The sequence below is a fragment of the Pseudoalteromonas sp. M8 genome (genome assembly GCF_018141365.1).
In the GTDB taxonomy this organism is placed as follows: Bacteria; Pseudomonadota; Gammaproteobacteria; order Enterobacterales; family Alteromonadaceae; genus Pseudoalteromonas.
The window spans coordinates 2,049,313-2,072,960 of the sequence record NZ_CP047240.1; the positions used below are offsets into that span (position 1 = coordinate 2,049,313).

Sequence of the window (23,648 nt, forward strand, 5' to 3'; positions counted from 1 at the left end):
AATATTTTCAAAAGTTCGCTGAAATATCTAAAATACGCATAATTTTGACTGGTTCTTAGACGATTGAGCCAAATTTTACGCAAATGATCAAATAATTGAAAAAAAAGCTTCACAAGCGCATAGGGATTCTCTATTATTCGCCCCGCTGCGGAGAGATGGCTGAGTGGTTGAAAGCACCGGTCTTGAAAACCGGCATACGTTAATAGCGTATCTAGGGTTCAAATCCCTATCTCTCCGCCACTTATTTTAGATTCGTGCTATTAAGCGTGGATCATAGGTTTTGGAGAGATGGCTGAGTGGTTGAAAGCACCGGTCTTGAAAACCGGCATACGTTAATAGCGTATCTAGGGTTCAAATCCCTATCTCTCCGCCACATTTAAAGCCCTCATATTTGAGGGCTTTTTTGTTTCTGATAACAGAAATCTCCGGTCACCAGTATACTCTCGATACAAATACTTATTAGACCAAAGTCGGCTAGTGCAGAGGCACTGCTTGCACAATACTCAGTAGTGTTGAATGAATAATTAGTGTAGAGAGTGTTGAATATGAAACAAGTTGGCAAAGGAGTAGGGTTCTCTTTATTATCACCGTTAATCGTGGGTGGTGTGCTTGGGATTTACTACAGCTTTACACTCGGTCGCAGTGAGATGTTCTTTAACTTAGTACTCAGCGCAATTTCTAACGCATACATCGTTGGTCTTGCAATGTGCCTATTCGTTGTTCCCGGATATATCCTTATGTTTAGGTACAACAAGGTGCAATATGGTGGTCTGTTAACACTGGGCTTACTTGGTGGTGCGGTATTTAGCTATCTTTTCGCTGCACAATCGGGTGTCGGTTTTATTGTTAACGCCTTAATGTCAATGCTCGCAGCGGGGCTATTCTTGTTTGGTTTGCGGGCAGGTCATCGTAAAACTGAGTGATAATTAACCGAGCAGTCTCAGTTTTACAGATAATTAATACTTTTTCAGTCGAAAAGGTTTTAATTATTTCTCCGAAAGAGTACCTTTAGCTTTTGTCGTTCAATTCGTGAATTTGATGGTAATGCAAAAGCAAGACTTTTATCAGACTTTAGTTAAACAAGCTCAAGGGCTAATCAGTGGTGAACACAATGTGATTGCCAATATGGCAAACTTGAGTGCGCTTTTATTTACAACTCTTGAAGATATCAACTGGGCAGGCTTTTATCTTATGGATAGCGCTGAAGAGTTGGTTCTTGGGCCATTCCAAGGCAACCCAGCCTGCATCCGAATTCCTGTTGGTAAAGGGGTATGTGGCACAGCAGCTGCAACTTGTGAAACGCAATTGGTTGAGGATGTTCATGCGTTTGCAGGCCATATTGCTTGCGACGCAGCATCAAATTCAGAAATCGTGATCCCTGTTTTTAAAGATAATAAAGTGATTGCCGTGCTAGACATTGACAGTCCTAGTCTGGCAAGATTTGACGAGCAGGATAAGATCGGATTAGAAGCGTTAGTTAAAGTGTTTGAGGAAACGCTTTAATGAAAGATATGCTTCAGGTACAAGATTATTTGTTTTCTTACGCCGATGTTGGTGATTGGGAAGGCGAAGAAGAAGTTGTTGCAGAACGCTTAAATGAACTTATTCATCACGCATGGGATTTACTTCCCGAAGATTTAGACTGTGACACAATAGATAGGCTCATAGAAGGTATTTGGGAACATCTTCGCGGTGATTTAGCGCTTCTTGAAGCAGAGATAGAAGAGCTAATTGACTGGGTTACAAACTATATAAACTCGTCGCTCGATGAGCAGATGTAATTAATAGGTTTAAAAATGGAAACCACAAACAAGCTAAAAGACACAAATGAAGTATTAGACTTCTTATTTTCAGAATTTCCTAACTGCTTCAAGCAAAAGGAAGGGATTAAGCCATTAAAGGTTGGTATTTTCAAAGATATCGCTGAGCGTATTGAGGGTTCTGACAAAGTCAGTAAAACCCAAGTACGTCAAGCGCTTCGTAAATACACTTCAAACTGGCGTTATCTCGAAGCAGTCACTAAGAACGAGTTTCGTGTAGACCTAGACGGCAATCAGGCTGAAAAGGTTGAACAAGAGCACGTTGAACACGCAGAAAAAGCATTGGCCGAGAGCCGTGCCAAAATGGCTAAGCGTAAAAAGCCGCAGCGTCCAAACAATCGCGATGGCGAAACAAAATCTTACAAAAAGAAACCTCACTCAAGGGATCGTCAAGACCAAAAACGCCCTAAAATGAGTAATAAACCTGCTGAAGTTAAACCTAAGCGCAGTGGTAAAGTTGAACCTTTACCGGCTGAACAGGTCAAGGTTAATAACAAAGTTAAAGTTAAACTTGGTCAAGCGCTTGTTAACGCTACTATCACTGAAGTCAAAAATGATGAAGTGCACGTAGAGCTTGTAACAGGAATGCAAGTTAAAACTAAAGCAGATAGCCTATATATTCAGTAAGGAGTTGTATATGAGTAAAAAGTTACCACTCATTTCCCTAGTCGCCGCGTTCGTATCGAGTGTTACTTTAGCCTCAACAAGCACAGTCACTATTAAGGACTTGCCAGTTCTTAAACCTGAAGCGCAACACACCACGGCTAGTAAACGAGTGACTAACCTATTTACTCGGCAACACTACAAACGCTTCAGCTTTGATGACAGCTTATCGGATAAAATTTTCGATCGTTACGTAGAAGCCATCGACTTTAACAAGTCTTTGCTTTTGCAGTCGGATATCGATAGTTTTCAACAGTATCGTAAGCAATTTGATGATGCATTGATCTCAGGAAAACTGGGTTTTGCTTATGATATGTTTAACCTAAGCATGAAGCGTCGCTTTGAGCGCTATGATTTTGCCATTGGCTTACTCGACAAAGAAATGAACTTTGACAAAAAAGATGAGTTTATTTTTGATAGAGAAGAGCAAAATTACGCAACCGCGACAAGCGAACTTGACGAATATTGGCGCCAGCGCGTTAAATCTGATGCGCTGCGCTTAAAATTGACTGGGAAAAATTGGGAAGAGATCAAAGAAGTCCTTACCAAGCGCTACAAAAATGCGCAAAAACGTCTAGTCCAAACGAATAGTGAAGATGCATTTCAAGTAATCATGAATGCGTTTGCACGCAGCATTGAAGCGCACACATCTTATCTTTCGCCACGCCGTGCCGAACAGTTCAAAATGGATATGGACTTAGAGCTGGAAGGTATTGGTGCGGTATTAAGTTACGATGAAGATTATACCGTGATCCGTAGTTTAGTCCCAGGAGGCCCTGCGGACAAAACCGAAAAGCTTAAGCCAGACGACAAAATCATCGGTGTAGCACAAGATAATAAAGAATTTGTAGATGTTATCGGCTGGCGTTTAGATGATGTGGTCGATCTCATCAAAGGCCCTAAGGGGACCAAGGTTAGACTTCAATACCTTAAAGGTACTGATAGTCACGGTACGCCAAAAGTCGTTGAAATTGTTCGTGACAAAGTAAAATTAGAAGACCGCGCAGTTAAGTCTTCAGTCTTTGAAGCCAAGTATTCTGAGCTACAAAGCAAAATAGGCGTGATAGAAATCCCAAGTTTCTACAATAATCTTTCTCAAGATGTAAAAACTGAAATCGCTAAACTTAAAGAAGCCAAAGTAGATGGGGTTATCATTGACCTTCGTCAAAATGGTGGTGGCTCGCTTTACGAAGCGACCCAGCTATCCGGTTTATTCTTTGACCAAGGCCCAGTTGTTCAGATCCATACCGCTTACAATCGTGTCGAAAGTCAACAAGATAGGGATGGCATTACCTTCTACGATGGACCTTTGACTGTTTTAGTTGATCGCTACAGTGCATCGGCATCCGAGATTTTTGCTGCTGCGATGCAAGACTATGGCCGAGCAGTAGTGATTGGTGAGCAAACCTTTGGTAAAGGCACCGTGCAACAACATCGTGGCCTCGGTAAAAATTACGATTTATTCGAAAATCCTTTGGGAAGTGTAACCTACACTATTGCGAAGTTTTATCGTATCGACGGTGGCAGTACACAGCATAAAGGCGTGATCCCTGATATCTTGCTACCATCGGCAATCAACCCAGAAGAGTGGGGAGAGAGCCAAGAGGATAATGCGTTGCCTTGGGATAGTATCGTTCGTGCAAAATATGCGAGCCTCGATAATTTGTCGCCAACTATCCAATACTTGAGTAAGCGGCATGATGAGCGAGTAAAAGCAGAGCCAGAATTCGAATATATTTATAAAGATATTGAAGAATACAAAGCGCGCAAAGACGATAAGGCGATTTCATTAGTTGAAGCTGAGCGTATCAAAGAGCGTGAAGACCGCGATGATCTGGTATTAAAACGCACGAATGAAAGGCTGAAACGTCTCGGTTTAGAGCTAGTTAAAGATTTGGACGATGCACCAGAGGTTATTTCAGAATTAGACCCTTACCTTGAAGAGGCTGCGCTTATCACGCAGGACCTAATTTCATACGGGCGGGTAGCCAAAAACGAAGTTAAAAAATAAATAAAAGGCGCTTCAAGCGCCTTTTATTATGCCTTTTACACTTACTTTTACTTAACTAATTTTGTTATCATCTGCCAGATTTTCTAAGCTGATACTCTTTTGAGGCTTTTTGAGAGTGGTGCGTGGCTCGACCACTGGCAACCTAGCTACTCAAAACGGCTCAAAACGGTATACTGCAAATAAAATAATTATAAGCATGAGTCGTCGTGCGTAGGAGTATTCCTTTTGAAACAACAAAAACAGCCGTCATTTATTGACGCCCTTATTCCGATCACTTTGTTGGTCGCTTTGCTCGGTGCTGCGGTGTACCTCTATGGTGACAGTTCATCATCAGGTCCAAATCAAATAGCCCTACTTTTTGCAACATTCACTGCGGCGCTTGTCGGTCTAAAAAACGGTTTTACGTGGAAGACGCTTGAAGAAGCGATGATAAAGGGGATAACTATCTCTCTTGGTGCTATTATCATTTTATTGATGGTAGGTGCCCTAATAGGTACTTGGTTGCTGTCTGGAACAGTCCCAACACTGATATATTACGGACTACAAATTATCAATCCAAGTTGGTTTTATGCCGCGAGTTGTTTGATTTGTGGAATTGTGGCGATGAGTATAGGCAGCTCATGGACGACGGCCGCAACCATAGGTGTAGCGCTACTAGGTGTAGCGACTGGGCTTGGCTTAGATCAGGTCGTAACCGCGGGTGCAGTCATTTCAGGTGCTTATTTTGGCGATAAGTTAAGCCCATTATCTGAAACCACAAACTTAGCGCCTGCAGTTGCCGGTAGTGATTTATTTGATCATATTCAGCATATGCTTTGGACCACAGTACCTAGCTTTGTAATCGCACTTATTATATTTATTGTCATGGGCTTTAATGCTGAAGCGTCAAGTGAAGCGGGGCGAATAGATGAAATTGTGTCGATACTACAAACTAACTTCAACATTAACCTGCTAATGCTAGTTCCTTTGCTGGTGCTGCTTGGGCTTGCTATCAAGAAGATGCCAGCTTTTCCGGCGATTTCAATCGGCGCGGTGATGGGAGCGATATGGGCAGTGCTGTTCCAAGGAGACCTTATTGCAAGTCAAATTGACGCTAGCCAAGGTGAGTTAGTGGGCTATGTGAAATTGGTGTGGGCAACTTTCTTTGACGGTTTTGCGTTGCAAACAGGCGATGCAAAAATGGACGATTTGCTAAGTGGCGGTGGCATGTCATCAATGCTTACGACAACTTGGCTGGTGATGACGGCATTGATGTTTGGTGCCATTATGGAAAAAACTGGCTTACTTGATGTCTTCGTACGCAGCATTCTTAAAATTGCAAAAAGCACGGGCTCACTAATTGCCTCGACTATTGCAACTTGTATTGGTACAAATCTAGTTGCCGCGGATCAGTACATCGCGATTGTTGTCCCCGGTCGTATGTTCAAAGAAGAATACAAAAAGCGCGGTTTGAAGAGTGTAAACCTCTCACGTACGCTGGAAGATGGTGGCACAATCACCAGTCCACTGATCCCTTGGAACACCTGCGGCGCATATATGCAGAGTGTACTACTGATCAATCCGTTTGATTATGCCATGTACGCATTTTTTAACTTGATCAATCCTGTGCTGGCGGTCATCTACGCGTATCTTGGTATCAAGATCCTTAAGATTACGCCACCAACGGTAAACGCTGAAGAGCCAAATGAGAAAGCAGGGCAAGCGTAAAATAGCGCATTTGCAATCTTGAACAGGCCCTTTCCAACAGGTCAAATAGAAATTAAACGCCTATCCTTAGAATTGGCGATATCAAATTTGTTTTATCACTCGCCCCTTTTTGGGGCGTTTTTGTAAGGACTATATATGACTCAAAAACCACAAGCCAAATTTCTTAAAGATTACCTTGCACCAAGCCATACTGTTGATACGCTTTGCTTGACCTTTGAGTTAAGCCCAAGAAATACATTTGTGACTGCCGTAAGTCAGTTTGTTGCGGTGGGCAATGCGACACAATTAATATTGGATGGTGTCGACTTAGAGCTAGCATCTTGTCAGGTAAATGGTGAAGAGTGGCAAAGTCTTGAAAAATCTGACTCTGAATTGATTCTTTCTAACTTGCCAAAGGCCTTTGAGCTCAAAATTGTCACTAAAATTTCGCCGCAAACAAACACCTCACTTGAAGGTTTATATCTCTCTGATGGTGCTTACTGTACGCAATGTGAAGCGGAAGGTTTTAGAAAAATCACCTACTTTATGGATAGACCTGATGTACTAACAACTTATACGGTGACGATCATCGGTGAATCAAAGTATCGTTACTTATTATCAAATGGCAATAAAGTTGAAGAAGGGAGCTTAAGTGACGGCAGACATTTTGCAAAATGGCACGATCCGCACAAAAAACCAAGCTACTTGTTTGCCTTGGTTGCCGGCGATTTTGACGTATTAGAAGACAATTACAGCACAAAGTCGGGTAGAGAGGTGAAGTTGGCGTTATTTGTCGATAAAGGCAATTTACATAAAGCTCCCCATGCTATGACGTCACTAAAAAAGGCCATGGAATGGGATGAGTCAAGGTTCGATTTGGAATACGATCTCGATATATACATGATTGTCGCGGTTGATTTTTTCAATATGGGGGCAATGGAAAATAAAGGTCTGAATGTTTTTAACAGTGCCTGTGTGTTGGCAAGCCAAGAGACTGCGACAGACCGAGACTTTCACACCATTGAATCGATAGTTGGACATGAATACTTCCATAACTGGACTGGGAACCGGGTTACTTGCCGTGATTGGTTTCAGCTTAGTTTAAAAGAAGGCTTAACCGTATTTAGAGATCAGGAGTTTAGCAGCGATCTAGGTTCTCGAGGCCTAAACCGTATTGACGCGGTAATGGCGATGCGTACGCATCAGTTTGCAGAAGACGCGGGGCCTATGGCACATCCGATAAGGCCACAGCAAGTTATTGAAATGAATAACTTCTATACCGTAACTGTTTATAACAAAGGTGCTGAAGTGATCCGTATGATGCACACCTTATTGGGGGAAGCAAACTTCCAAAAAGGGATGAAGCTCTACTTTGAGCGTCATGACGGACAAGCTGTGACGTGCGATGATTTCGTTAATGCAATGATGGATGCTTCTGGTGTTGATTTAACGCAATTTAAACTATGGTACGAGCAATTCGGCACGCCAAGAGTAAAAGTGGCTACCGAGTATGACAAACAGGCACAAACATATGCGATTACGGTGAGCCAAAGCCATGCTGATTGCGACCCCGTAAAAGCGCCACTGCATATTCCTTTTAAGCTAGAGCTTTTGGATGAGCAAGGTGAAAGCATTCCGTTGCTAACAAAGCACGGAGAAATACAACGAGCGTTAGATATTACTGAATTTGAACAGCGGTTTGAGTTTGAGCAAGTTGTAAGTAAACCAGTTCCTGTATTACTAGAAGATTTCTCAGCACCTGTGCTTATGGAGTACAGCTATACTATTGATGAGTTACTACACATATTGCGTTTTGCACGTAGTGATTACGCTCGTTGGGAAGCAGTGCAGCAAATCTTTATGATTGAAGTTAAACGAGCGGTTACGTCAGACGACTTCGCACTGGATTCAAAAGTCCTCGGTGCATTGTCCTCATTGGTGGAAGCGTTAGATGGAGACCTTGCGCTACTGGCTGAGTTATTGACTTTACCAACGTTTGATACGTTAGCCAGTCAATTTGAAATTATCCCAGTAGACAAACTCGTTTCAATTTCTGATGCATTTGAAATGCAAATTGCGCAATCACTGCAATCGGTGTTTGAACACGCTTATTTATCTTTGCAAGACTCAGGCTCATTAGAAGCAAAGGATGTCGCGATCAGAGCCTTTAAAAATAAAGCGCTTTATTACTTAGCGAAAACAGATTCCGATAGTGTTGACAGCGCGCTAGATAATCAATTTTCTTCAAGCAATATGACCACTAAGTTGGCATCATTAAAAGCAGCCGTCGCCGCGCAGCACACAAAGATGGAAAGCTTGTTCAGTCAATTTGATAGTCAATGGCGTCACGATAGTCTAGTCATGGACAAATGGTTTGCATTAAGTGCAAGCTTATCCAACGACGAGGTGATATCGAATATAAATACGCTTTATGCGCATCCTTGTTTTGACAAAGGCAATCCTAACCGTGTTCGCGCATTGATAGGAAGCTTCGCAAGAACTAACCCTGCGCAATTCCATCGTACAGATGGTAAGGGCTATGCGTTATTGGGAGACTTATTAGTGGAGCTAAACAGTATCAATCCACAAAATGCGTCTCGTATGATTACGCCGTTCATGTCATGGAAGCGTTATGATGAAACGCGGCAACAGCTGATGCGGGCACAGTTGAGTCGTTTGGCTAACTTAGAAGGCTTAAGCGACGACTTATATGAGAAGGTAGAGAAGGCGCTAGCGCAGTAGATGAAAGAGTACTTCTTTTACATGGATTTGAGTTATGACAAGTGCCTCGGTTACTACTACGGGCACTATACTTCAGTGCAAGTGATTGAAGATGGGGGCAAGAGTATTCGCTTCCCCGCAGAGCGTATTCGCCCCTTTATTTCATCAATTGGGATCAGGGGGAGATTCCGTCTCATCTTGGATGATAGCAATAAGTTTCTATCGTTAGAAAAAGTCACTTAATCGAAGTAGAACTGCAAAACATATTTTATTTTTGTTAAATGAGTTTGTTATAAGCTTGAAATACGTGTTATAAATTATCTGGTAGGACGTCTTACCAAGAGTAAAATACGCCCCTAGAGGCGAAAAAGCGTTGATTTAGTGGAGCAGTATTTGTATTTTCGCGGTTTCGCTTCTATCGTTTAGACAACAAAAAACAATAACTCTAAGAGCTTAAGCTCTAGACATGACCCGCCAAAAGGGGGAGAAATAATGATAAAAAGATCGCTCTTTGTGAAAAACAAAATCATGCTCGGTCTTAGTGCGGCAGTAATGGGAGCTGCCGCCACGTCAGTACACGCGGCCAGTTTTGAGGTTGGTGATTTCGAAATTACCTTCGACTCGACTTTTTCTTATGGTCAAAGCATTCGCGTTGAAGATCGTAACTTTGATTTCATCGGTAAAAGTAATCATCCACAGTTTAACTGGGATGGTTATAAAGCAACCACTGGCAATACCATCTATTCTTCGTCACAGATCTGGTCACAACAGGGTGCCTATTCAAATAATGGTGATGCTGGTAACCTAAATTTTGACTCTGGAGATACTTTCTCTCAGTTGTTAAAAGGTACCCATGATTTAGCAATTACCAAAGATAACTATGGTTTGTTCACTCGTTTCATGTATTTCTACGACTTTGCGATGGAAGATGGGGATTTTGCGTATAGCAACCCTGTTTCAGGCAAAAAAGTTGACCCGTGTGAAGACGACGATACCAGAAAACAAGTCTGTTCGGATTTACGCTTGCTAGATGCATTTGTTTGGGCGGATTTTGACCTCAATGATGGCAAAAACCCGCTCTCCGTGCGTTTAGGTCAGCAAGTCGTTAACTGGGGTGAAAGTACGCTTATTTCCCACGGCATTAACGTCAACCCAGTGGATATTGACCGTTTGAAAGCGCCTGGCTCTGAAGTAAAAGAAGCCTTTATCCCTGTCGGTATGCTTTGGGCGTCGATTGGTTTGTCTGAAAACGTTAACCTTGAAGGCTTTTATCAGTATCAATGGCATGAAACCAGATTGCCAGCAACAGGTAGTTACTTCTCAACCAATGATTTTGCATCTGAAAACGGTTATATGCAAAACGTTCAGCTTGGTTTTACCTCAAACCCTGATATTGATCTGTATCACCTAACGGATGCATTAAACAGCTTATATGCTGATGCAACGGCCGCATTGGTTGCTCAAGGTGTAGTACCAACAGCACAAGCAGTTGGCAGCGCTGCAGCGTCCATGTATATGGCTTATCCGACTAAAGTGGCGCTTAAAGGAAAAGGGAATAACGGTAAGAGCGAACCTGATGATGGTGGTCAGTACGGTTTACGCTTAGGTATTTTCTCTCCAGAGCTAAACGACACTGAATTTGGTTTGTATTACATTAATTACCACAGCCGTAGACCTCTGATTTCTGGTAAAGCTTCTAACTTTACAGAGCAAGCGATCATGGCTGATTTAGCTTACATCGCACAAAATCAAATTACCGCAGACAATGTCACTAACTTAAATGCCTTTACTCAAGCGCAAATTACCTACCCAGAAGACATCAAACTGTATGGTTTAAGTTTTAATACCGCGATCGGTGAAACCGCATTTGCTGGTGAAGTGGCATATAGACAAGATGAGCCACTACAGATAGATGACGTTGAACTACTTTACGCAGGTATGGTTGAGCAGTTAGCCGCTGCGGGTCTGCGTGATGATTTGGCTGGTTTATCTCAGCTTAGTCAAGGGGACGATATCGCTTTTGTGGGTCCTGGTGAAGTGGCGCAAGGTTATATCTTGCGAGACACTATTCAAGCACAGTTTACAGCAACACATTTGTTCGGCCCATCGCTCGGTGCAGATAGTTGGGCTGTGGTTGGTGAAGTAGGCGCAGTTACTATTAAAGATATGCCAGAGTACGATGAGCTTCGTTTGAATGTTTCAGGTACTGGCCGAAGTGGCACGATTGAGGGGCTTTCTGGCCGAGATTACAATCTTATCCACCAAGCGGTTTCAAATGGTCCAGAAACCAACCCATTCCCATCGGCTTCTGCATGGGGCTATCGCCTTATTGCAAAGGGTGAGTATAACAACCTATTCAGTGGTGTGAATTTTTCTCCACGCGTAGTGTTCTCACATGATGTTAACGGTATCACCCCGGATCCTATGTTCTTATTCATTGAGGATCGTAAATCGCTAGGCATTAATCTTAACTTTAACTACCTAAATTCGTGGTCATTTGATTTTGGCTATAACACGTTTTGGGGTGGTGGTAAGACGAATACCTTTGCGGACCGTGATTTCATCTCATTCAACATTAAGTATTCAATTTAAGGGCTTTCGATATGTTTAGAAAACCTACATTTATCGCAGCAACAATAATTACAATGCTGTCTGCCAGCAGCGCTATGGCTAAGATGAGCGCTGACGAAGTTGCACGTTTAGGTAAAGACTTGACGCCTATCGGTGCAGAGAAAGCGGGTAATGCTGATGGCAGTATTCCTGCTTGGAATGGTGGGATCACCGCGCCTCCAGCTGGTTATGAAGTGGGCATGCACCATCCAGATCCGTTTGCTGATGACAAAGTATTGTTCACAATTGATAAATCGAATTTAGATAAATACAAGTCATTGTTAAGCCCTGGTCAAATTGCGCTATTTGAAACGTATCCAGAAACGTTCAAAATGAACATTTACCCAACTAGACGCAGCGCGTCTTATCCGCAGTTTGTGTATGATGCAACAAAGAAATACGCTTCAACAGCAGAGCTGATCGAAGGTGGTAACGGCATTAAAAATACCGCTATCGGTATTCCGTTTCCGGTGCCGAAAGATGGCTTAGAAGCTATCTGGAACCACCTATTGCGTTTCCGTGGCTTGTCGATTGCACGTTACGGCGGTCAAGCGATGCCCACGGAGTCAGGTGCTTACAACATTATCGGTTTCGATGAGCAATTACTGGTTAAGTACTCTGCAACAGATGCAACGCCTGAAGCGTTGCAAGAGTCAAATATCTTGTTTAAGTTTAAGCAGCAGGTGACAGAACCTGCACGTCTCGCTGGAACTGCATTGCTTGTACATGAAACCATGGACCAAATTTTGACACCTCGTCAGGCTTGGACCTATAACGCAGGCCAGCGTCGTGTAAGACGTGCGCCAAACGTTGCATATGATGCACCAGGAACTGCGTCAGATAGCTTACGTACAACAGATGACTTTGATATGTTTAACGGCTCTCCAAACCGTTATGATTGGAAACTTGTTGGCAAAAAAGAGATGTATATCCCTTACAACAGTTACAAGCTACATAGCGACAAGTTGAAGTATGATGATATCTTGATGGCTGGCCACATCAACCCTGAACACGTACGTTACGAAAAACACCGTGTATGGGTAGTCGAAGCTAACCTGAAAGAAGGTACTCGCCATATTTACAAAAAGCGTGTGTTCTATATTGATGAAGATAGCTGGCAAATCCACGTAACGGATATCTATGATAACCGTGATCAGATGTATCGCGTCGCGATGGCACATGGTCTTAATTACTACGAAGTGCCGACGCATTGGAGTACGTTGGATGTCTATCATGATCTAAACTCTCGTCGCTACCTTGCGATTGGGTTAGATAACGAAGAAGACATGTATGACTTCAGTCAGTCTTTCAACGATAACGAGTTTACTCAGGGTGCGCTGCGCCGTGAGGGTCGCCGTTAATCAAATATTATCAGGCTGAAGCAACCTCGCTTCAGCCTTCTTCCTCCTTTCCTCTCACAACTCGAGTGTTTTCTCATGATGAAGAAGTTAGTAGCAGCCTCGATTTTAACTATGGCGCATGTAGCAGTAGCCGAAAGTAGTGATCAGATTTCAGCAAAATCAGCCCTGATGGTCGCTCACCCAGAACAAACGCTTTTCACGGATATTACAGATAACGGTGATGCGTTAATTGCGGTAGGTAAACACGGCACAATAATTATTAAACAAGAAGGGCAAAACTGGACGCAGGCAGAGGTGCCAATTCAATCACTGTTAACCTCTGTGACATTCAAAGGCAAAGATATTGGTTGGGCTTGTGGCCACGACGCTAGCATAATCAAAACCACAGACGGTGGTAAAACATGGGCGCTAAAACAATATCTACCAACATTGGAAAAGCCTTGTCTTGATATTGAGTTTATTGACCAACAACACGGCTTTGCTGTGGGCGCTTATGGCATGTTTTTTGAAACCACTGATGGTGGTGAGTCTTGGACAAAACGTTTTATCAGTGAATTTGTTCACCCCGATGATGTCGACTACTTAGCCGATTTAAAAGAGCAAGACCCCGCGGCATACGAACAAGAAACGGCGTTTATTCTTCCCCATTTTAATCGCCTGTTGATCGCCGAAGGCATGATGTACCTTGTCGGTGAAATGGGACTTGTGGCACAAAGTGATGACTTAGGAAAAACATGGCAAAAATTTGAGCCTTTTTATCGCGGTTCATTTTTTGCTGTTGATCAAACCTCAGATAAGCAACTTATTGTTGCGGGCCTTAGGGGTAACGCATTTATTGGCAATGCACAGCAAGTAGTTCAACTTGATACTCAAAAAACGGCGACAATAAATAGTATTGCCCACAAAGATAATGTGACCTATATGTTTGCTAACAGCGGCGTAATATTCACGTTGAAAGCAGGTAAGCTAACCTCAAAACAACTAAAAACCGGCCACTCTATTTTAGCAGGTGTGGTTAAAAAGAATCAGCTAATTCTAGCTACGGAGCAGGGGATTGCTGAGGTAGAGGTGAACAACTAATGCAAGCGTTTTTAAATCAATTGGTATACGCCATCTTTAGGCATCGTATTACCGTCGTGTCTTTTTTCGTACTGACGACGATATTTTTGGGCTTCAAAGCCACGCAAATTCAGCTCGATGCTTCATTTAACAAAAATATTCCACTAAATCATGAATACATGAAAGTTTACTTGAAGCACGAAAAACAGTTTGGTGGTGCAAATAGTATTCTTATTTCTGTTTGTGATAAAGATGGTGACATCTTTAATGAGCCATTTTTCACTCAGCTCAAAGCGGTGCATGATCAGCTCTATTTTATCCCAGGTGTTAATCGTCCACTGGTGAATTCAATCTTTGCACCCAGTGCGAGATTCGTTGAGGTGGTAGAGGACGGCTTTGCCGGTGGACCTATTATTCCCGCTAATTTTCAACCTACTGAACAAGGCCTAGCGGTTGTAAAGCAGAACATTGAAAAAGCAAAAGTTGTGGGTCGTATGGTTGCGAGCGATTATTCTTGTGCCATGGTAACCGCTCAGCTAATGGAAACCGACCCGCAAACTCAAGAAAAGCTTGATACCTTAGCCTTTGCGCAAAAATTAGAGTCTGAGATCCGAGCGCCTCTTAGCACTGACAAAGTGAGCATACATATTATTGGCTTTGCGAAAATGGCCGGTGACATTGCTGATGGTGCGAAAGGTGTAGTGCTTTTCTTTGCGTTAGCAATTGCTTTTACCTTTATTATGGTCTGGATGTTCTGTAAGAGCTTTAAGCTTACGCTGCTTCCGATTGTTTGTTCATTTATTGCTGTGATTTGGCAGATGGGCTTACTCAGTACTTTGGGTTTTGGTGTTGACCCTATGTCTATTTTGGTGCCTTTCTTAGTCTTCGCTATTGGCGTGAGTCACGGTGTGCAAATGATCAACGCGATAGGTAAAAAAGTAGCGGATGGGGTAAGCTGCAAAGTGGCTGCTGAGGCGAGCTTTAAAGCATTACTTATCCCAGGTGGCATTGCTCTACTTTCGGACACCGTTGGCTTCTTAACCTTACTGGCAATCGACATCGGCATTATTCGTGAACTTGCTATTACTGCCAGTTTAGGGGTTGCGGTTATTATCTTTACCAACTTGGTACTGCTTCCTGTGATGGCGTCGTTCTTTGAGTCCGCAAATATTAAGCGACTTGGTGATGGTAAGAACGCCAGCCATGGTATGTTTGAGGCAATGCGAGAGGCTTTGGTGAAAACCACAGACAAAAAAGTAGCCAGAATTATCTTACTTATCAGTGCAGTACTGTTCGCATTTGGCTACTGGCAATCTGAAAAAATGCGTATTGGTGATTTACATGCTGGTGCACCGGCACTACATGAAGATGCCAGATACAACCAAGACACTTTTCTTATCTCAGACCGTTATGCCATTTCTTCTGACATCTTAAAGGTCATTGTCGAAGCGACACCTGCGGCTTGTACTGAGCACGATACAATGGAGCGTATTAGTCGTTTCCAATGGCGCGTAGAAAATTTGGCCAGTGTACAATCGGCAGTTTCTTTGAGCTCTGTTGCACAAGCGGTTAATGCTGGGTACAACGAAGGTAACTTAAAATGGCAGACGTTACCAAGAAATACTGCTTCTCTAGTTCAAGCTACCTCTCGAGTAGAGACAAGCTCAGGACTGCTTAACGGTGATTGTTCGGTGATGCCTATTATCATCTTTATGGAAGATCATAAGGCGGAATCTATCGACCATGTGATTGCGAAGATCAAAGCGTTCTCAGAAGAAGAGGGAACTGATGACGTTGCCTTTAAATTAGCATCAGGTCCAATCGGTGTAATGGCGGCGACAAATGAATCCGTTTCCGAGGCGCAGGTTCCTATGATGATCTATGTGTACGGCGCGGTGATCCTGTTGTGCCTAGCGAGCTTTAGGAGCGTGCGAGCGACTATCGCAGTGGTACTACCTTTATATGTGGTATCAACGTTGGCTCAAGCGCTTATGGTGCAGCTTGAAATCGGGTTAACAGTATCGACGTTACCAGTAATTGCTTTGGGTGTGGGAATAGGTGTCGATTATGGCATTTATATTCTATCCTCTATGATGGGACAGCTTAAGCAAGGTATGCCGTTGTCGGTCGCCTATCGAAATGCACTTGCTGAACGAGGCAGTGCGGTACTGTTTACGGGTATCACATTGGCGATTGGCGTAAGCACATGGATTTTCTCTGCGCTTAAGTTCCAGGTTGATATGGGTATCCTTTTAACCTTCATGTTCTTGGTAAATATGCTGGGTGCTGTGCTGCTTTTACCGGCAATTGGAACGCTTATCTGGTCTGACCAGAAAAAATAATGTGAATAATTGTGCTCCTTTTTATTTGGTATTGGCGATTTATATCTATTTTTTGTGAATAGATGAGCAAACAGCTGAAAAGCTTGAAATGTTTTCGTCAAAAAGGCTGTTTATTAGCGTCAGAAAGGTTAGAATTTACCTGACTCCACGCTAATAAATGGCTGTACAAATAATCTACCGTTCAAAGGTGGTATAGATTAAGGAACACATAATGACACAAAATGAAGGCACAGCTTCTGTTATCCTAGATAACGTCTGCAAGCTTATCCATAAAAAAGTCCATGCTGACAAAGTGTCACTTGTCGAAACGTTTGCCAAAACCTTGTACAGCAACATGTCTAAAGAGGATTTGGCACATCGTAACGACAGTGACTTATACGGCGCAGCATTGAGCCTTTGGAATGCCCTTGATAAAAACAAGTCTGACGATGCCGTCATTCGCGTTTTTAATCCTGAGGTTGCAAAGGATGGATGGCAATCATCGCATACGATTGTCGAGATAATCGCTAAAGATATGCCGTTTTTGGTTGATTCAGTGCGCATGGCGATGAATCGCAAAAACATAGTCTCTCACCTATTACTTCATTCTCCACTTAAGTTACAAAGAAATGATGCAGGTGCAATCACCGCAGTTTCTAACTTAAAAGCAGAACAAGAATCTACGTCTACTAAGACCGTATTCTTTATCGAAATCGACAGGCAAACAGATGATTCGGTGATCGCTGATTTTACAGCTGAGCTTGAATCTGTCTTAAATGATGTTTCTGTTGCGGTTGCTGATTGGCTACCAATTCGCGATAAATTGGTGAGCGTAAGTAAAGAGCTGCCGACCCGTCATTATAGTTGTTCAAAAGAAGAAGTTGCTGAAGCCGTCGAGTTTTTAGACTGGCTGGTTAGCGACAACTTTACCTTTATGGGCTATCGCCAATATGATTTGACTCCAGTTCAAGGTGACTATGAGCTGAAGCCAGTTGAAGGCACAAGTCTCGGCCTGATGAAGAACTCTGGTGACGATCACAGCCGTTTATTGTCTGAACTGCCTGAAGTTGCGCGCAAAGAGGCACGCAGTAACAACTTGTTGATCTTAACCAAGACAAATTCACTTTCACGCGTTCATAGACCAGCGTATATCGACTATGTTGGTATCAAGCGTTTTGATGATGAAGGTAACGTGATTGGTGAAGACCGTTTCATTGGCTTGTTCTCTTCTAGCTTCTACAACAACAGTGCGGTAGATGTTCCGGTACTTAAGAGTAAAATTAACCGTATCATGGAGCAATGTGACTTTGCTAAAGGCACACATGCATACAAGGCGGTACTCAATATTCTTGAAACCTATCCTCGTGATGAGTTAGTACAGGCACGCGAAAGCGAGCTGCTTGAAGTGGCAATGGGCGTTTTACAAACTCAAGAGCGTGACATGTGTCGCTTATTTGTGCGTAAGGATGTGTATGGTCGTTTCTTCTCTTGTATGGTTTATGTGCCAAGAGAGAGATACAACACAGCGTTACGCCGTGAAACTCAACAACTGCTAGGCCGTGCATTTAAGTCTAGCGACAAAGTAGAGTTCACCACCTTTTTCTCTGAATCAACACTAGCGCGTACGCATTACATCGTGCGTGTTGATGACAACAACATAGATTACAACGTGAAAGAAATCGAAAATAACTTGGTAGAAGCCGCTCGTACTTGGGAAGACAAGTTACAATCTGCACTTCTTGAAAGAACGGGTGAGTCTCGTGGTAACGAGTTAAACCGTAAATATACGAATGCCTTCCAGTCTGCTTATAAAGATCAAGTGTTGCCGAGTGCAGCAGTAGTAGACATCGAAAAGCTAGAGCAACTAAACGAAGATAACAAACTTGAGATGCTGTTCTACAGACCTCAAGAAGAAGCAACGTCGCAACTTGTTCGTTTGAGTCTGTTCCATAAAGCAGAGCCAATTCACCTATCAGACGTGATGCCAATGCTTGAGAACTTTGGCCTACGTGTTATTGGTGAAACACCATACGCTGTGAAGACGACTGATGGTCAAGTAAACTGGATCATGGATTTCTCTATGCTTATCGACAGCAAAGGGATCACAGATTTTGACAAAGTATCAGCACGTTTCCGTGCGGCATTGACCAATGTGTGGAATAACCGCCTAGAAAACGATGGTTTCAACCGTTTAGTGTTATTAGGTGGTTTAACTGGTCGTGAAGCATCTATCTTACGCGCATATGCTAAATACATGCGCCAAATTGGTGTGACGTTCTCGCAATCTTACATCGAAAATACATTTGACCGTTACCCGCACATTGCAGCGATGATCGTTGATCTATTCGTGAAGAAGTTTGCACCGAAGAAAGTTGCCACTGAAAAGGCACTTCAGAAGGTTGTTGATGCAATCTACCTTGAGCTTGAAAACGTAGCGAATCTAGATGATGACCGTATCATTCGTTTGTACGTTGATATGATCAATGCAACGCTGCGTACTAACTTCTATCAAAAAGAAGCTGATGGCACGAATAAGTCGTATACATCATTCAAGATCCAGCCAAGCGCAGTGCCAGATATGCCATTGCCATTACCTGCGTTTGAAATCTTCGTATACTCTCCACGCGTAGAAGGTGTTCATCTACGTGGCGGTAAAGTGGCTCGTGGTGGTCTACGTTGGTCAGACCGTCGTGAAGATTTCCGCACAGAAGTACTTGGCCTAGTTAAAGCACAGCAGGTTAAGAATACAGTTATCGTACCTGTGGGCTCTAAAGGCGGCTTTGTTTGTAAACAACTTCCAACTGAACGTGAAGCGTTCTTCAAAGAAGGCCAAGAGTGTTACAAGATCTTCATCCGTGGTCTACTAGACATCACAGATAACATCGTACATGGTGACATTGTGCCGCCAGTGGATGTTGTACGTCACGACGAAGACGACCCATACCTAGTTGTTGCAGCGGACAAAGGGACTGCGACTTTCTCTGATATCGCAAATGGTATCGCTGAATCATATAACTTCTGGCTTGGTGACGCTTTCGCGTCAGGTGGTTCAATTGGTTACGACCACAAGAAGATGGGTATTACTGCTAAGGGCGCTTGGGAATCGGTTAAGCGTCACTTCCGTGAAATGGACATTGACTGTCAGACGACTGATTTTACTGCAGTTGGTATCGGTGACATGGGTGGTGACGTATTTGGTAACGGGATGCTGCTATCTAAGCACATTCGCTTACAAGCGGCATTCAACCACATGCACATCTTTATCGATCCAAACCCAGATGCAGCAAGCTCGTATGTAGAGCGTGAGCGTCTATTTAATCTGCCACGTTCAAGCTGGGAAGATTATAATAAGGATCTGATCTCTGAGGGCGGTGGTATTTTCTCTCGTGCAGCGAAAGCAATTACGCTAAGCGCTGAAATGAAGAAGATGATAGGCACTAAGAAATCGAGCATGACACCAAATGAGTTGATCAAAGCATTGTTGAAGATGCCAGTTGATTTATTGTGGAATGGTGGTATCGGTACTTACATCAAGTCTAAATCTGAAACTGACGCTGAAGTAGGCGACCGTGCAAACGACGCGCTACGTATCAACGGTGGTGAGCTTGGTGCGAAGATCTTTGGTGAAGGTGGTAACTTAGGTGCTACTCAGCTGGGTCGTATCGAATTTGCTTCAAACGGCGGTCGCATCAATACTGACTTTATCGACAACGTAGGTGGTGTTGCCTGTTCGGATAATGAAGTTAATATCAAGATCCTACTTAACGGCCTAGTTGCTGAAGGTGAATTGACGAATAAGCAGCGTAACGAATTACTGTATTCAATGACAGATGAAGTATCAGAATTGGTACTGAAAGATTGTTACCGTCAAACGCACACGCTTTCGGTTACTAAGTCTAAAGGTCCAGCGACGCTGAAAGAGAAAGTACGCTTTATCCATGCACTTGAAAAAGACGGCAAGTTAAATCGTGCAATCGAATTCTTACCAACTGATGAAGAGCTAGCAGAGCGAGCGGCGGCAGGTAAAGACCTAACACGTCCTGAGCTATCTGTACTGGTTTCTTACTCTAAGATGGTATTAAAAGAGACATTAGTTGTTGATGAGATCTCAGAAAATCCATACTACCGTCAGTTGCTAGTGAACTCGTTCCCAGCACCGCTGCGCGAGCGCTTCAATGCTGCGATGGATAATCACCCGCTACGTAAAGAGATCATTGCAACGAAACTTGCAAACAATATCGTTAACGATATGGGTCTAAACTTCATGGTTCGTATGCACGAAGAGACAGGTGCAACGGATGCAGAAATTGCGGTTTGCTACTCAATTGCAAGTGCAATCTTTGAAATGAAGGAAACGTGGTCAGCGATTTCTGCGCTTGATAATAAGATCCCAGCGGCAGTTCAAACGGAAATGCTATATCAATTACGTCGTACGGTTCGCCGTGCAACGCGTTGGTTCTTACGTCACCGTGACAAGTCTCAAACTATCGAGCAAACCATTGCGTTCTTTGCACCTACATTTAAAGATTTAAGTGCAAATCTACACAACTACATGGTTGCAAATGAAAGCGAGCAGATCGTTGATAAAGCACGTGACCTTGAGTCTCAAGGTGTACCTGCTGAGATTGCACTGCGTATCGTGTCACTTTCAAGCTTGTTCTCGGTCATGGACTTAGCGGAAGTTGCACATAGCTCAGGTCGTAAGATCGGTGTTGTGTCTAATACTTACTTCACGCTTGGTGCAAACATGGGTCTACATTGGTTCCTTGACCAAATCACGGCTCAACCTGTGGCAAACCATTGGCAGGCGCTTGCTCGTGCTTCATATCGTGAAGAGCTTGATTGGCAACAGCGTTCATTGTCAGAGGTTGTGTTAAACAGCTTTGCTGGTGATGACAGTGATATCAATGAACAGATTGAACAGTGGATGGATAAGCAAGCTGGCTTACTACACCGTTGGCAGCAAATGTTAACTGAGTTTAAGACCTCGCAAAGTCATGACTTTGCTAAGTTCTCAGTTGCACTTCGTGAGCTAATGTTACTAAGCCACAACTGCGATACTTCCAAATAATCTAGAAATCGCTACAATACCCCAGCTTTGACTGGGGTATTTTTTTGTCCAATGCCATTGGCATAATCCATTTAGCTAAAGTTACGCTTGGGTAATTTTAGCTAAGTTGATTACGTTACCAATACTGAGGAGCTACCATGTTTTACGATCTTGCGCGTCGTTTTATGTTTAATAAAGATGCGGAGTGGGCACACGATTTTGCCCTAAGCAACCTGCGCCGCTTTGCGAATACGCCAATGAGCCTTGCATGGTCTCAATCAGTTCAAGACAAACCTGTTAATTTTTTAGGTTTAGAGTTTAAAAATCCAGTAGGGTTGGCCGCCGGTCTTGATAAAAATGCTGAGTGTATCGAAGCATTTGAGCAAATGGGTTTTGGTTTTATTGAAGTAGGGACTGTCACGCCGAGACCACAAGCGGGCAACGACAAGCCTCGGATCTTTCGTTTACCAGAGGCAAATGCAATTATTAATCGCATGGGGTTCAATAACAAGGGCGTCGATTACCTAGTCAACAATGTAAAAGCAGCAAAATACGATGGGATCCTTGGGATCAACATTGGTAAGAATAAAGATACACCAAATGAACAAGGTAAAGATGACTACATTCACTGTATGAGAAAAGTATTTGAGCATGCCTCATATATCACCGTGAATATCTCTTCACCAAATACACCGGGCCTTAGAGATCTACAATATGGCGAAGCGCTAGATGATCTATTGCAAAGCCTGAAAAATGAACAGATGGATCTGATCGCCAAGCATAATAAGTCAGTGCCTATGTTGGTAAAGATCGCACCAGATGTTGATGGCGTTCAGTTAACCCAGATCGCAGAATCGTTAGTTAATAATCGTATTGATGGTGTTATTGCAACTAACACAACATTAGCCCGAGATGCGGTAGAAAACCTAGAGTACGGTAATGAAGCAGGTGGTTTGTCTGGTAGACCTGTTCGTGAAAAATCGACGCATGTTGTCAGCGAATTGAAGCGTATTACCGACGGTAAGCTACCAATCATCGGTGTAGGTGGTATTGACAGTGCGGAATCTGCAAAAGAGAAATTTTCAGCTGGTGCAGATTTAGTACAAGTCTACACAGGCTTTATTTATGAAGGGCCTGCACTTGTTAAAAAGATCGTTTCGTCCTTATAAGGATCGGTCATATAACCAAATGATCCAAAACAAAACGTTATTATAAAAAATTTCATCATTGCGTTTTTCGCGTTATACTCCCACTTACTAGTTGAGCTAATTGGTTGGTGGGAGAGAAGTTTTGCAAGCTTCAAAAGAGTGGCAATGGATCCGCTGCACAGAAAGGAACAGGTTGTTAATTGATTTGGGTGAAGAGCTTCAGCTTTGCACGCCTTTTCGGTTGCGCCACCTTACTGAAGACTCAACCGCTAATCCCAATTTTAGTCTCAGCGAAGCTGAATTTTATCAGAGTGTATTTTCTTACCTTTGCGGTTTTGGTGTTTGGAATGAGCCCAGATGCTGTCAAATCGCTTTGAATGCAACTGCGGCAAAGTTTCATCTGCAACCGATGCAAGCAAAAAGCTGGTTTTTTAAGCCATATTTTGGTGGTGAACCTGTGAGTGAGGCGGTTGTGTGTTTAAATTCCAAGTTAAGCCGTGGCGAGTTTCTAATTATCGAGCATGATGGTCAGTCAAGTCTTTGTTTAAGCTTGAACGAGCAATTTATTCTTGATGAAGGAATAGAGCTTGAACAATTTCAAGCGATAAAAGTACTGAACGATCGGTTAGCGCCTCTTGTGTTAACACACCAAGTTCATCAAAGCGCATAGCCAATTTCATCCCATCGTTTTATTGACCAGCAATTATTTCCTGTATTAACCTGTACCTAATTTGAATTGTTTGCTGATCGAGGGATTAGAATGCGCTGCCTCTGCGATAAAACATTAAAACTAACTTATGCCGACGCTGAAGGACATTGCGGTTATCAATGTCAGTCATGCGGTGCCATTTGGTTGCCGCGCAAATTTATTGATTCCATTAAACATACTTATCACTTTAGTTATACCGATTTTATTGCAAAGCGGTCGTTGGTTGAGCGTGACGTTTTACAATTATGCCCTGATGATGGTCATACACTTAAAGACTATACGCTCTTTGAAGCTAGTTTTAGTGAGTGCGGGTGCTGTGGTGGCGTGTGGTTTGAAAAAGGGGAGCTCCATAACTTACTGCAAAATTACCAAAGTAGGAACTCGAACATAAGCGCGCTAGATAAGTTAAATTTTCTGAACTTGCTAAATTTTTAACGTAATTTATCCCCATACAACCAAGCTCAACTAATAACTAACGATAACTTGTGT

At 43.0% G+C, this 23,648-nt stretch carries 16 protein-coding genes and 2 tRNA genes; all 18 read left to right on the plus strand.

Annotated elements, in window-relative coordinates:
* Nucleotides 1–149 precede the first annotated feature (149 nt).
* The 18 genes from GSF13_RS13900 to GSF13_RS13985 all read left to right on the plus strand — a co-directional run bounded on the left by GSF13_RS13900 (nucleotide 150) and on the right by GSF13_RS13985 (nucleotide 23,594).
* A tRNA-Ser gene (locus tag GSF13_RS13900) sits at nucleotides 150–240 on the plus strand.
* 42 nt (nucleotides 241–282) lie between these two features.
* A tRNA-Ser gene (locus GSF13_RS13905) sits at nucleotides 283–373 on the plus strand.
* Nucleotides 374–545: 172 nt separating this feature from the next.
* Nucleotides 546–923 (plus strand): hypothetical protein, encoded by a 378-nt coding sequence (locus GSF13_RS13910; RefSeq protein WP_211868821.1) that lies wholly within the window; start codon nucleotides 546–548, stop codon nucleotides 921–923.
* Between the two features lie 121 nt (nucleotides 924–1,044).
* Nucleotides 1,045–1,503: a GAF domain-containing protein gene (locus tag GSF13_RS13915; RefSeq protein ID WP_010604624.1), complete on the plus strand. Its 459-nt coding sequence runs from the start codon at nucleotides 1,045–1,047 to the stop codon at nucleotides 1,501–1,503.
* Nucleotides 1,503–1,781 carry a hypothetical protein gene (locus GSF13_RS13920; RefSeq protein WP_211868823.1) on the plus strand — a complete coding sequence of 93 codons (279 nt, stop codon included), beginning with the start codon at nucleotides 1,503–1,505 and terminating at the stop codon, nucleotides 1,779–1,781. Before GSF13_RS13915 ends, GSF13_RS13920 begins: the two co-directional genes overlap by 1 nt.
* 15 nt (nucleotides 1,782–1,796) lie before the next feature.
* Entirely contained in the window at nucleotides 1,797–2,447 is a 651-nt protein-coding gene (gene proQ / locus GSF13_RS13925; RefSeq protein ID WP_010604625.1) for an RNA chaperone ProQ, read from the plus strand.
* A gap of 10 nt (nucleotides 2,448–2,457) precedes the next feature.
* Nucleotides 2,458–4,494, plus strand: coding sequence for a carboxy terminal-processing peptidase (gene prc / locus GSF13_RS13930; RefSeq protein WP_211868825.1), 2,037 nt, complete (start codon nucleotides 2,458–2,460; stop codon nucleotides 4,492–4,494).
* Nucleotides 4,495–4,719: 225 nt separating this feature from the next.
* Nucleotides 4,720–6,201, plus strand: a complete 1,482-nt coding sequence (nhaC, locus tag GSF13_RS13935; RefSeq protein ID WP_010371552.1) for a Na+/H+ antiporter NhaC — start codon at nucleotides 4,720–4,722, stop codon at nucleotides 6,199–6,201.
* Nucleotides 6,202–6,336: 135 nt separating this feature from the next.
* Entirely contained in the window at nucleotides 6,337–8,922 is a 2,586-nt protein-coding gene (gene pepN, locus GSF13_RS13940) for an aminopeptidase N (protein WP_211868827.1), read from the plus strand.
* On the plus strand, nucleotides 8,923–9,144 hold the full coding sequence (locus GSF13_RS13945; protein WP_010604628.1) for a DUF2835 domain-containing protein: 222 nt from the start codon (nucleotides 8,923–8,925) through the stop codon (nucleotides 9,142–9,144). It begins immediately after the preceding gene.
* A 249-nt stretch (nucleotides 9,145–9,393) separates the two neighbouring features.
* A complete protein-coding gene (locus tag GSF13_RS13950) occupies nucleotides 9,394–11,493 on the plus strand; it encodes a DUF1302 domain-containing protein (protein ID WP_010604629.1) in 2,100 nt (699 codons plus the stop codon).
* 11 nt (nucleotides 11,494–11,504) lie between these two features.
* Nucleotides 11,505–12,872: a DUF1329 domain-containing protein gene (locus GSF13_RS13955; protein ID WP_039495726.1), complete on the plus strand. Its 1,368-nt coding sequence runs from the start codon at nucleotides 11,505–11,507 to the stop codon at nucleotides 12,870–12,872.
* Nucleotides 12,873–12,950: 78 nt separating this feature from the next.
* Entirely contained in the window at nucleotides 12,951–13,952 is a 1,002-nt protein-coding gene (locus GSF13_RS13960; RefSeq protein WP_249122794.1) for a YCF48-related protein, read from the plus strand.
* A complete protein-coding gene (locus GSF13_RS13965) occupies nucleotides 13,952–16,273 on the plus strand; it encodes an MMPL family transporter (RefSeq protein ID WP_211868829.1) in 2,322 nt (773 codons plus the stop codon). Before GSF13_RS13960 ends, GSF13_RS13965 begins: the two co-directional genes overlap by 1 nt.
* Nucleotides 16,274–16,484: 211 nt before the next feature.
* Nucleotides 16,485–21,323 (plus strand): NAD-glutamate dehydrogenase, encoded by a 4,839-nt coding sequence (locus GSF13_RS13970; protein ID WP_010604634.1) that lies wholly within the window; start codon nucleotides 16,485–16,487, stop codon nucleotides 21,321–21,323.
* A gap of 137 nt (nucleotides 21,324–21,460) precedes the next feature.
* Nucleotides 21,461–22,471, plus strand: coding sequence for a quinone-dependent dihydroorotate dehydrogenase (gene pyrD, locus GSF13_RS13975; protein WP_211868831.1), 1,011 nt, complete (start codon nucleotides 21,461–21,463; stop codon nucleotides 22,469–22,471).
* A 121-nt stretch (nucleotides 22,472–22,592) separates the two neighbouring features.
* Complete coding sequence (locus tag GSF13_RS13980; protein WP_174168957.1) at nucleotides 22,593–23,120, plus strand: cell division protein ZapC domain-containing protein; 528 nt, start codon at nucleotides 22,593–22,595, stop codon at nucleotides 23,118–23,120.
* A gap of 90 nt (nucleotides 23,121–23,210) precedes the next feature.
* Nucleotides 23,211–23,594, plus strand: a complete 384-nt coding sequence (locus tag GSF13_RS13985) for a zf-TFIIB domain-containing protein (protein ID WP_174168956.1) — start codon at nucleotides 23,211–23,213, stop codon at nucleotides 23,592–23,594.
* The last annotated feature ends 54 nt before the right edge of the window (nucleotides 23,595–23,648 follow it).

What these genes read in the sequence shown, in the direction of transcription:
- GSF13_RS13920 (WP_211868823.1), top strand. Translation starts at nt 1,503, where the DNA reads ATGAAAGATATGCTTCAGGTACAAGATTATTTGTTTTCTTACGCCGAT.
- proQ (WP_010604625.1), top strand. Translation starts at nt 1,797, where the DNA reads ATGGAAACCACAAACAAGCTAAAAGACACAAATGAAGTATTAGACTTC.
- GSF13_RS13985 (WP_174168956.1), top strand. Translation starts at nt 23,211, where the DNA reads ATGCGCTGCCTCTGCGATAAAACATTAAAACTAACTTATGCCGACGCT.
- GSF13_RS13910 (WP_211868821.1), top strand. Translation starts at nt 546, where the DNA reads ATGAAACAAGTTGGCAAAGGAGTAGGGTTCTCTTTATTATCACCGTTA.
- pepN (WP_211868827.1), top strand. Translation starts at nt 6,337, where the DNA reads ATGACTCAAAAACCACAAGCCAAATTTCTTAAAGATTACCTTGCACCA.
- GSF13_RS13960 (WP_249122794.1), top strand. Translation starts at nt 12,951, where the DNA reads ATGAAGAAGTTAGTAGCAGCCTCGATTTTAACTATGGCGCATGTAGCA.
- GSF13_RS13970 (WP_010604634.1), top strand. Translation starts at nt 16,485, where the DNA reads ATGACACAAAATGAAGGCACAGCTTCTGTTATCCTAGATAACGTCTGC.
- GSF13_RS13915 (WP_010604624.1), top strand. Translation starts at nt 1,045, where the DNA reads ATGCAAAAGCAAGACTTTTATCAGACTTTAGTTAAACAAGCTCAAGGG.
- GSF13_RS13955 (WP_039495726.1), top strand. Translation starts at nt 11,505, where the DNA reads ATGTTTAGAAAACCTACATTTATCGCAGCAACAATAATTACAATGCTG.
- prc (WP_211868825.1), top strand. Translation starts at nt 2,458, where the DNA reads ATGAGTAAAAAGTTACCACTCATTTCCCTAGTCGCCGCGTTCGTATCG.
- pyrD (WP_211868831.1), top strand. Translation starts at nt 21,461, where the DNA reads ATGTTTTACGATCTTGCGCGTCGTTTTATGTTTAATAAAGATGCGGAG.
- GSF13_RS13965 (WP_211868829.1), top strand. Translation starts at nt 13,952, where the DNA reads ATGCAAGCGTTTTTAAATCAATTGGTATACGCCATCTTTAGGCATCGT.
- GSF13_RS13950 (WP_010604629.1), top strand. Translation starts at nt 9,394, where the DNA reads ATGATAAAAAGATCGCTCTTTGTGAAAAACAAAATCATGCTCGGTCTT.
- GSF13_RS13945 (WP_010604628.1), top strand. Translation starts at nt 8,923, where the DNA reads ATGAAAGAGTACTTCTTTTACATGGATTTGAGTTATGACAAGTGCCTC.